Annotated in this window: 7 protein-coding genes and 1 pseudogene; 5 read left to right on the top strand and 3 right to left on the bottom strand. The window is 70.0% G+C overall.

The window, feature by feature from the left end; translation table 11 throughout:
- The first annotated feature begins 1,311 nt into the window (after positions 1-1,311).
- Positions 1,312-1,773, top strand: coding sequence for a hypothetical protein (locus tag ACZ562_RS36395; RefSeq protein ID WP_471188545.1), 462 nt, complete (start codon positions 1,312-1,314; stop codon positions 1,771-1,773).
- 4 nt (positions 1,774-1,777) lie between these two features.
- Complete coding sequence (locus ACZ562_RS36400; protein ID WP_471188547.1) at positions 1,778-4,471, top strand: tetratricopeptide repeat protein; 2,694 nt, start codon at positions 1,778-1,780, stop codon at positions 4,469-4,471.
- Positions 4,472-4,689: 218 nt separating this feature from the next.
- Here the strand turns inward: ACZ562_RS36400 and ACZ562_RS36405 are convergent, their stop codons facing one another.
- A complete protein-coding gene (locus ACZ562_RS36405; RefSeq protein WP_471188550.1) occupies positions 4,690-5,238 on the bottom strand; it encodes a TetR/AcrR family transcriptional regulator in 549 nt (182 codons plus the stop codon).
- 129 nt (positions 5,239-5,367) lie between these two features.
- On the opposite strand from ACZ562_RS36405, the gene ACZ562_RS36410 reads away from it, so the two are divergent.
- The 3 genes and pseudogenes from ACZ562_RS36410 (at position 5,368) to ACZ562_RS36420 (ending at position 8,272) form a co-directional block, all read left to right on the top strand.
- A complete protein-coding gene (locus ACZ562_RS36410; protein ID WP_471188553.1) occupies positions 5,368-5,676 on the top strand; it encodes a hypothetical protein in 309 nt (102 codons plus the stop codon).
- Between the two features lie 84 nt (positions 5,677-5,760).
- Positions 5,761-6,483 (top strand): VOC family protein, encoded by a 723-nt coding sequence (locus ACZ562_RS36415; RefSeq protein WP_471188555.1) that lies wholly within the window; start codon positions 5,761-5,763, stop codon positions 6,481-6,483.
- A 105-nt stretch (positions 6,484-6,588) separates the two neighbouring features.
- A pseudogene (locus ACZ562_RS36420) lies at positions 6,589-8,272 on the top strand (ISAzo13 family transposase).
- Positions 8,273-8,537: 265 nt separating this feature from the next.
- Here ACZ562_RS36420 and ACZ562_RS36425 read toward each other — a convergent pair.
- The gene (locus tag ACZ562_RS36425; RefSeq protein ID WP_471188558.1) at positions 8,538-9,278 is read right to left on the bottom strand and encodes a Rossmann-fold NAD(P)-binding domain-containing protein; all 741 of its coding nucleotides are present in this window, start codon (positions 9,276-9,278) and stop codon (positions 8,538-8,540) included.
- 538 nt (positions 9,279-9,816) lie between these two features.
- Positions 9,817-10,053 (bottom strand): hypothetical protein, encoded by a 237-nt coding sequence (locus tag ACZ562_RS36430; protein WP_471188560.1) that lies wholly within the window; start codon positions 10,051-10,053, stop codon positions 9,817-9,819.
- Positions 10,054-10,357 lie beyond the last annotated feature (304 nt).

Below are 10,357 nucleotides of genomic sequence, written 5' to 3' on the forward strand. Positions count from 1 at the left end.
GGACACGGGGGAAACGCCGGGACTGGTGAACGGTACGGGCGCAGCCTCCCATACCGCTCCCCTCCCCCCCCCCCCCCCCCCGCTCCCCCCCCCCCCCCCCCCCCCCCCCCCCCCCCCCCCCCCCCCCGCTGCCCCGGCACTCCCCGGCGCGAATCGGCATCGTCGTGGTGCAGACCGTTCGCGCCAGGAAGCACCGGAGTTGTGGTCAAAGGCTGATCTCCGGTGGGGAGTCCAGCGCAGACGGGGTGCGGCCGTCGGTCGCTTGCAGGAATGCCCGGTGAACCGACCACCGCATCGGCGCGGCCAGATGAACGTGTAGCGGCGCGGCAGCAAAAGCGCCGCTGAGATTGATCTTGTACGAGCTCCTGGAGGGTGCCCCGCCCTTCACGGGACAGTACGTGCACGACTACCAGGATCAGCACCTGCACGGAGCCGTGCCGCCCCTCGCCACGGCGCCGCCCCTCCTGGCGGCGCTGATCACCGAGTGCCTCTTCCGGGCCCAGCAGGGGCGCCCGGCTGGGGCAGATCCCCGCGGCCCGCTCTCCGGCGGGCTGGCCGCGCTCGCGCAGGCCAACCGGGGCGCGGTCGCGCGCCAAGCCACCCGGAGAACCGCGGCGTGTCGCTGTGCACCGGGACCTGCTGGTCTCGTGACCGCAAGTGACCGCTAGACCAGGCAATTCCTGCCAGGAGAACACGGAACGCCCGGGAGTCAGGCGGGGGATAGCCCGGTGACGTGAGGTGTTCGCCTTCGGGATGATGATGGTCCTGCCGTTACACGGGGTGGAGGAACCGATGCCACAGATGCAGCCGCGGAGGCGCTGGCGACGTTTGAGCAGGCGTTGCGGAGCCTGATCGTCACGGTGTTGGCCCAAGAAGCTGGGCAAGGACTGGGTCTCCCAGGTGTTCCCCGAGGAGCGGGCGGTCAAGATCCGGGGGATCCGGGAGGAGGAGGCCGCCGCCGTACACGGCGCGGGGTCGCTTCGGTTCCGAGCAGCGAGCTGGCGTACGCCCACTTCTCGACATCCTCGCCTTGCTGGAGAAGCACTGGGCAGACTTCAAGCCCGCGCTGGGCAATCAAAGCGAGTCGTTGGGGCTGCTCAGCCACTCGCCGCTCCGGGCAACGACTACAACTTCCGCGTCCACGTCCGGCACGGCACCACGACCCGCACCCTCGCCGAATCCGAGATCGCCCAGCGCTACCTGCGGCGCCTCCTTGGAGTCCGGCACGTGCAAGACGCGGAACCGCTGGCGCCAAGGGAGCGTTGAGAGTTACGCTCTGTACACGTTTCGTGGCAGGGTCGGGGAGGGTCCGTGGAACCGGTTTCGCTGATCATCGCTGCCCTTGCTGCCGGTACGGCGGCGGGATTGACGGACGTCGCCCAGGAATCCGTCAGGAACGCGGTGCGGTCCGCCCACCGCGCCCTGCGGGAGCGGGTACGGGCCCGGCTCGCCGGCCGGGAGGACGGGAACCTGGTCCTGGACCGGTTCGAGCGGGAACCCGACACCTGGGAGCGGCCGTTGCAGTCCGAGCTCGTCGCCGCAGGCGCCGCGGAGGACGCCGAGCTGATCGCGGCGGCCCAGCGGGTGCTCACAGAGGCGGGCAGGGCGCCGGAGACCGGGCCGAAGTACCGGACGAACTTCCACGGAGAGGTAGGCAGCGCCGTCGTCGGTGACGCCGCGCGCGTGAACGTGACCGTCAACCGGCCCGATCTGCCGTCCTCGGCGCGTGCGTCCGGTACCTCCGAGTCCGGTTCCCCCGCGCCAATGGAGTGACCCTGTGGACCAGCCGGGGGAGCCCACGCCCGTGGAGTTCCACGGGGACATCGACGTCGCACTGGTTGGTGACCATGCCACCGTCCACATCCACCCCCGGCCCGAGCCCGCCCCCGCCCCGTTCCTCGCCCCGCCCCGCCCCTCTGAGCTCCTAGTCGGGCGGGACGAGCTCCGCGCCCGGATCAGACAGGCGCTCCCGTCCGGCTCAGTCGCCCTGTACGGACTGCCTGGCGTCGGCAAGACCGCGCTCGCCTTGGACCTCGCCTACGACGACGATGTACGCGCCACCTTCCCCGATGGCGTGCTGTGGGCAGGCCTGGGCTCACGCGCCGGAACCACCGATGTCGTACGGCACTTGGCACTGTGGGGAGAACATGTCGGACTCGGCCCCCAGGAGCTCGCCGCCCCAGACCTGGTCGGCTGGTCTGAGGCGCTGCACCGCCGGATCGGCGGCAGACGGCTGCTTCTCGTCATCGACGACGCCTGGAACTCGGACGACGCGCTCGCCCTCCAGGTCGGCGGCCCCGGCTGCGCCCAGCTGATGACGACCCGTTTTCCCGCGGTAGCACTGGAGTTCGGCGGAGCGGCGCTGCGTGTCGGGGAACTCGTGCCCGTCGAAGGGCTGCGGCTGCTGCAGGCGCTGACGCCGGAAGCGGTCGGCGCCGACCCCACGGCCGCGGCCAGGCTGGTGGAACTGGTAGGCGGGCTGCCGCTGGCCCTGACCCTGATCGGACATCACCTGCGGGGAGCGGCCATCGACGGCGAAGCCTCGGTCGCTGACGCCCTGGACCAGCTCGGCCGGGCCGGGGAACGCCTGCGCCTCGCCCGCCGACAGGCCCCGGCCGCCGCCCACCCCAGCATCCCCGGATTGTCCCTCTCACTGCTCGCCGCACTGGACGTCAGCCACGACCGGCTGACACCCGAGGCACGCCGGGCACTGCTCGCCCTCGCCGCGTTCCCTGCGAAGCCCAACAGCTTCCCGGCAGCAGCCGCGCAGGCCGTGGCCCGGGCTGCGCCGGAGCTCATCCGCGCCCTCACCGGCACCGGTCTGGTGGAGTCCGCCGGACACAACCGCTACACGATGCACCAAGTCGTGCACGACTTCGTACGCTCCAAGGACACCGCATCCACGAATGTCGCGGCCCTGCAGGACTACTCGTTGGGAGCGGCGGAGCGACGCATGGTCGTGGTGTACGTGGGCATGGCCGGAGGGAAGGGCCCCTTCGGCGCCGATTCCGCCGAGGCGGGGGTCCCCCCCGACGGAGCCGAGGAGGTCAGCATGACGAGCGAGGAATTCCAGCGCGAGTTCGCCAATGTCCTGCAGGCGCTCGACCACGCCCACCACCACGGCATGCACGAGGAACTCCTCACCGGCATCGACGCCGCCTATCCCCGGCTGGTGCACCGCGGGCTCTACACCGTGGCCGAGCCCCACCTCCGGCACGCCCTGCACGCGGCCCGGGTACTGGGCGACGCCCGGGCCGAGGCCCGCACGCTGCTGCGGCTGGGCAGCGTCATCCTGGAGCGCGGCGACCTGCGGGAGGGCGGGCGGTACCTCGACGAGGGCATGCACCGCGCCCAGGAGACCGACTCGGTCGGCGAGATCGTCGGCCTGCTGCTGAAACTGGGCTGGAGCGTCGGGATGCGCGGCGACCTGGAACGGGCACGGCGCCACTTCTCCGACGCTCTCGTTGGCTCCCAGGGCGTCGAAGCGGTGCCGGCATTGCAGGGGCTCGGCTGGGTCGCCGGACTGCAGGGACGGCACGACGAGTCGGCCGCGCACCTGCGGCGCGGCCTGGAACTGGCCCGCGAGTACGGTGATGCTCCGCAGATCGCCGGGCTGCTCCAGATCAGCGGCTGGATGCGGGCGCTAGCCGGAGCGTATGCCCAGGCGCGGGAACTCTTCCAGGAATGCCTGGGACTCGCCCGCGCAGAGCGGCTGAGCACGGACGAGGTGGACGCCCTGCACGGTCTGGGCTGGCTGGCCGTCCGCCGCGGCCACCACGCCCAGGCGCGCATGCTGCTGACCGAGGGCCTGGAACTCGCCCGGGAACTGGACTACCACGAGCACGTACCGCTGCTGATCAACCTGGGCCGGGTACTGACCGCTCAAGGCGAGTACGACGAGGCGGGCAGGCTGCTGCGGCAGGCGGTGGAGGAGGCCCGGGCGCAGGCACGCCCGGAGAAGCTGAGCGACGCCCTGAGCGCGCTCGCCCGGCAGGAACTGGCCGACGGGCAGTACGAAGCGGCCGACGCCCACGTACGCGAGAGCCTGGACGTGGCGGAGCGGATCGCGGTGCGCGAGGTGCTGGTGGAGGCGCTGGAGGCAGCCGCGGATCTCGAGTTGGCCCGAGGCCATGCGCGGGGCGCCCAGGAGCCGTTGCTGCGTGCCATGCGGCTGGAGCGCGGCAACGCGGCAGTGATCGCCCGGCTCCGGATGCGGTTGGGCGAGTCGCACGAGGCGGAAGGCGACCACGCCACGGCCGCGGAAACCTTCCGTGCAGCCCTCGCGGGCGCCGAGCGGAGCGGCCAGGAGGAGATCGCCGCGCTCTGCCTGTACGGAGCAGCCCGCGCACAAGCCGCCCTCGGCGACACGGAGGGCGCGCGGCGGCTCGGCACCGATGCCGTGCAGCAGCTGGCCGGGCTGAGGGCTGCCCGGGCCACGGAAGCCCGGATCTGGCTGGCCGGCCTCACCTGACACGGCTCGCCTGAGCGGATGTGCCTGCCACCGCTTCGGCCAACTCTGCGATCAGCGAACCGAGTCGACGGCGCTGGAGGCCGGTGAAGACACGATGGGACAAGGCCGTGCGGCCAAGGTATTGCGTCACAGCAACACCCAACCCATGCGGCCCTGTTCATGTCGTGGCAGCAGCCTGATCGTGTCAGCGCGCGACGTGGTTGCGGTCCGGCACCGGGTCAACCCGAACTCGGAAGGTCGGAGAGCAGGGCCGCAGCAGCTCTGTCGAAAGGGGCGAGGCTGCCTGCGGCACGACACAGGATGTGCGCGCCTTCGAGTGTGACGATCATGAGGGTGGCCAGATCCGCGGCCTGAGACGAGCTCATTCCGGCGTGGGTGAGTTTTCCGGTGAGCTCGCCGACCCAGCTGGCGAACCCTTCGGCCGCGACAGTGCGCAGGCCGCTCTGGTCGGCAATGGCCGCACCGCCGTCGATGGTGACCGCCGCGACTGCGCAGCCGCCGCCGTCGGCGGACGCCTGCACCACGGGGCGGACGTTGCCGAGGAACGCCTCCACGACTTCGCGTGGCGTGCGGGCCGGCAGTTCGTGCAGGTGACCGCGTACGTCCTCCGCGTTGCGGCGGGCGGCTTCGAGCGCGAGTTCCTGTTTGCCGCCCGGGAAATGGTGATAGATCGCCCCGCGCGCGGCACCGCTCTCGGCCAGGACGTCGGTGAAGGACATCGCGGCCAGGCCGTGGCGTTGCAGCAGCCCGATCGCTGCGCTGATCATGCGGGATTTCGTGTCCGCGGCCATCGCAACCCCCCTTGACTAGTACGGCCATCCTACTCCATGCTCACATTACTAGGACGCACGTACTAGTGAGGTGGGCCGGGCAGGCCCCGAAACCGGAGGTTCGTGATGGGCAAGACGTTTCTCTACACCGAGATCCAGGCGGCAGTGCCGTTCGAGCAGTTCGACTGGCACCAGGTCAACGTGGCACTGAAGACCGCACCGGGCCTGATCCGCAAGACGTGGCTGTCCGGCATCGGAACCCACACCCTCGGTGGCTTCTACGAGTTCGACAGCGCAGAGAACGCCCTGGCCTTCGCTCAGGGCCCCTTCGCCGAAGAAGCCCGCCGGGCCGGAGCCCCGGCAACGACACGACTGTTCGACGGCGACATCGTCAAAGACGCCAGCATCGACCTGAACTCGCCGTACTACACCTGACACCGCAGGTCGCCGCCGAGTCAGCTCTGGACACCGCCTCGCTCCACCACCGGGGCGAGGCGGCCCCAACGGAGAGGCATCCCGATGAACATCACGCGGCACCCCGAGAACAGCGTGAGCTGGATCGACCTCGGCACCCCCGACATGGAGACGACGACGGCGTTCTACACCGCGCTGTTCGGTTGGACCGTCGCCCCACCGGACTCCAACGGCTACAGGCTCTGCGCGCTGCGCGGACAACTCGTCGCCGCCCTGGGGCCGGCCGAGGACCCCGGCGCACCCTACTGGACGATCAACGTCACCGTGGCGGACATCCAAGCCACCGCCACCCGCTTCACGAACCTGGGCGCCCAGATCATCGTGGCACCCACCCGGGTCGGGACGCTCGGCCACGCCGCCGTCACGCTCGACCCCGTCGGCGCACCACTGTCACTCTGGCAGCCCGGCACTCATGACGGCATGCAGCTGAACCACGAACCGGGTGCCTTCGCCGGCATCAGCCTTCTCACCGACCACTGCGCGCAGGCCGCCGCCTTCTATAGATCAGCCCTGCACTGGAACTCCAACCCCCAGCACACCAGGTTCCGGTTGCCGGACAACTCCATCGCCGCCGTCAGCCCGCCGCCAGCGAAACCAACGGCACAGCGATCACTCTGGCTGGTCAGTTTCGCCAGCAACAGGCCCCATGCCGAGGCCAAACGGGCCCGACAGCTCGGTGCGACCGAAGTTCGCCAGGACCCCAACGGAGACGTGGTCTTGCGCGATCCCACCGGCGCCCTGTTCAGCCTTACCCAGCACGTTCGATAGCCGCACTCCGCCCGAACGCGTTACCCCAGGCAATCGCGCACCAAGTTGTTAGGGCTCGCAGAGAATCAAGGTATTGCTTCGCGTGACTCGGCTCGTTGTCGTGATATGAGCATCTCCGATGAGGTCCGTGGTCAACTCGCTGTGAAGTTCGGGGTGTTGTTCCGCATTTGGACGAGCGGCAGCGGCGGCTGATGATGGGGGCCGAGGCCCGGATCCTGGGGCACGGCGGTGTCCGGGCGGTCGCGCGGGCGGCCCAGGTCAGCGAGACGACGGTCCGCAAGGGCGTGGACGAGTTGGAGGCCGGCGAGGAGCCTTTGGGTCGGGTACGCAGGCCTGGTGGTGGTCGCAAGAGGGCCGTGGACCTTGATCCGGGTCTGCGGCCCGCGCTGCTGGCACTGGTGGAACCTGACGAGCGGGGCGATCCGATGTCGCCACTGCGTTGGACGGTGAAGTCGACCAGGAAACTTGCGGCCGAGCTCACCCGTCAGGGACACAGGGTGAGCGCCGACACGGTCGGAGACCTGCTGCGTGAGGAGGGATTCAGCCTGCAGGCCGGCACCAAGACCATCGAGGGCAAACAGCACCCGGACCGTGACGCCCAGTTCCGCTACATCAACGAGCGGGCCAGGGAGCACATGGGCGCCGGCCAGCCGGTGATCAGTGTGGACACGAAGAAGAAGGAACTCGTTCGGGGACTACAAGAACGCGGGTCGCCAGTGGCGGCCGGCCCGTGAGCCGGTCCTGGTCAAGACACACGACTTCCTGGACCGGCAGGGACCGGGCAAGGCGATCCCGTACGGGATCTATGACATCGCCGCGAATACCGGCTGGGTCAGTGTCGGCACTGATCACGACACCGCCGCGTTCGCCGTCGCCTCCATCCGCCGTTGGTGGCAGGGCCGAGGCCGGCACGACTATCCGGCCGCCACCCGTCTGCTGATCACCGCGGACGCAGGCGGGTCCTACGACTACCGCACCCGTGCCTGGAAGACGGAACTCGCAGCCCTGGCCGCCGAGACGGGCTTGGACATCACGGTCTGCCACATGCCGCCGGGCACATCGAAGTGGAACAAGATCGAGCACCGGCTGTTCTCCCAACATCCCCATGAACTGGCGCGGCCGCCCGCTGACCAGCCACGACGTCATCGTGAACAGCATCGCAGCGACCACCACCCGCACCGGGCTGAAAGTCCACGCCGAACTCGACCCGGGCACCTACGACACTGGCATCAAGGTCACCGACAGCGACATCGATGCCCTGCCCATGAACCGGCACCGCTTCCACGGCGACTGGAACTACACCCTCCACCCTCCACCCCGCGACACCACCAGCGCAGCCAAGAACCCAGGCTCCTCCAGCGGTCCGTCCCCGCAGTCCTGCAGTGGGTGTCTGCGCAATCCGGAGCTGACCGGCATGCCCGAACCGGCGCTGGACGAACTCGTCGACCAACTGGCCCAGAAACTGGACGAGTTACGTGAGCAAGGACGGCTCCAGCAGCGTGGAGGGGAACGCATCCGTGCTCGCGGCGCAGGAGCCAAGGACAAGCTGACTACCGCCGACAGAGTCCTGGCCACCGTGCTCCACCTGCGCAAACTCGGCACCCGAGACCTGCTCGCCCAGCTCTTCGGAGTCAACGGCAGCACCCTCACCAGGGCCGTTCGCCAAGTCCAGCCCCTCCTGGCCGAGCACGGCTACACCATTCCACTCTCGACGGCCAGGTTCCGCACACCCGCTGACGTCACCGCGTTCCTCGCAGACAGCAACCCCGAGATCAAATCAGCATGTTGATTCTCTGCGAGCCCTTATTCCAACCGTGCACTATTCCGTCCTTCCCGCCCATGCTGCGGCCAACGGGTGGCTTCGTCGACGAGCCGAGAGCAGACGTTGCTCACTGCCGAGAGCGCCCTCTGCGGCCAAGGATCGATGGCGCACAGCTTCACCGTGCCCTGCGAGCCGCCCGTGACCTAGTGATCACCGCCAGCGTGCTGCCCGAGGGCCGACCCGTCCGCCCACGACGCTGAACGCAGCGGCGTTGGACAGCTCGGCCGCGTAGTCAGGCAGGTCGACGCTGCTGATCTGCTTGCCCATCTCCAGCATCTTGTCGAGGATCCGGCGCCGGTTCAGCAGCCCGTTGCGCACCCGCAGCCGGGTCGCGGTGCCAGGTGCCAGGAGCGGGCCGGTGCGGTCGTCGGGCGTAGTCGCGCAGGGTGTGCTCGTAACGGGCGAAGGCGGTGCGGTGGTCGCCGCGGGCCCGGGCCAGCTCGCCAGCCAGGACGTACGCCGCCACCACAGCGGTGCCAGTGCCCATCCCGCCGATGGTGGCCCCGAAGGCGGCGTCGCCCAGTAGGGCGATCCGACCGGTAGACCAGGCGGGGACGTCGGCCCGACTGATCGAGTCGAAGTACAGCTCGGGGGCCTGCCCCAGGCTCTTCAGTAGCCCGGGCATCTCCCAGCCGAGGCTAGCGAAGGCGTCCTGGATCCGCGTCTTCTGCTGCGCCACGTCGTGGCGGTCGTAACGGAGTTCGGTCGAGGCGAAGACGAAGAAGGCACCCGCCCGAGTCGGGTCGCGGTGGTCGGCGCCGACGGCGGCAAGCTGGCCGGGGACGTTGAGGCCGACTGAACGGGGCGGCAGGCCCAGGTAGTTGGGCGGCTGCCAGGTGGCCGCGTAGTAGCCGAGGTGGCGGACGTAGCGCTCCTCCGGGCCGAAGGCGAGCCGACGGACGTTGGAGTGCAGCCCGTCGGCGCCGATCACCAGGTCGAACTCGCGTGGCGCCGCGCCGTTCCGGAAGGCCACCCGGACGAGGCGACCTAACTGCGTCTACCGCACACAGCAATAAACAGTGTCCTTAAGACACAGTTAATCGAGCAGCCCCGGATGGAGTGGTTCACGTGAGCACGAAGGTCCTGATCTCGGGCGCGAGCATCGCCGGCCCCGCACTGGCCTACTGGCTGGGGCGGTACGGCTTCGAGACCACCGTCGTCGAGCTTGCCCCCCGCCCTGCGCGGCAGCGGCCAGGCGGTCGACTTCCGCGGCAAGACCCACCTGACCGTGCTGGAGCGGATGGGCGTGCCCGACGAGCTGCGTGCCCTCGACACCGGCGGCAGCCCGATAACCTTCGTCGACCAGCGCGGCCGTCAGCGCCTCCACCTGCCAGCCGACTTCGTGGGCGGGGACGTCGAGGTCCCGCGCGGGGAGCTCGCCCAGGTGCTGCACCAGCGCAGCCTCCCGCGCACCGAGTACGGCGTCGAGGTGGCGGATGCCGAGGGCCTCGGCGGCGTCTCGATGCAGAAGGTCGCCGGCCTGCTCGACTTCACCACGCGTCGCTCTACCGCTATGTGCCCGGCAAGGCGGAACTGGTCGCGCTCATGGTGGAGGCCGCGGTCGACGAACCGCCGCCAGCCGTGGACGGGCTCGGGTGGCGTGAGCAACTATCGTCCTGGGCAAAGCAGTTGGCGCGGTTGTTCAGGAAGTACCGGATCAGGTAGCGCCGCTGGCTGGTGGCTCCTGCGATCCGGTCGTCGATGTGCTCCTGGGCGAGGTCCGCGAGAGCCAAGCCGCGCTGGTCCATCCAGGCAGAGGCTGGAACGGCTGGTGGTAGGGCCAGGCGGCGGCGATCGTGAGCGTGGGCCCCCGGCCCGACGACCAGGGCAAGACCGTCTGGGCCGACCTGTCCCTCCCACCCGACGCGAGCCGGTGACAGGGCGTGGCACCCTCACCGACAACAGCAGTCGCACCGGCCTGGTGTTGTAGGCCGGCACCGGGGGGGGGGGGGGGGGAGGAGAGGGGGGGGGGGGGGGGGGGGGGGGGGGGGGGAGGAAGGGGGGGGGGGGGGGGGGAGGCATGGGTGGCCCTCGAGCAGGGAGCAGACCCCG

It is taken from the genome of Streptomyces sp. NPDC040410, assembly GCF_055595715.1.

Bases quoted from the DNA above. Each gene is read 5' to 3' on its own strand.
- ACZ562_RS36405 (WP_471188550.1), bottom strand. From the start codon at position 5,238: ATGATCAGCGCAGCGATCGGGCTGCTGCAACGCCACGGCCTGGCCGCG.
- ACZ562_RS36410 (WP_471188553.1), top strand. From the start codon at position 5,368: ATGGGCAAGACGTTTCTCTACACCGAGATCCAGGCGGCAGTGCCGTTC.
- ACZ562_RS36415 (WP_471188555.1), top strand. From the start codon at position 5,761: ATGAACATCACGCGGCACCCCGAGAACAGCGTGAGCTGGATCGACCTC.
- ACZ562_RS36430 (WP_471188560.1), bottom strand. From the start codon at position 10,053: ATGGACCAGCGCGGCTTGGCTCTCGCGGACCTCGCCCAGGAGCACATC.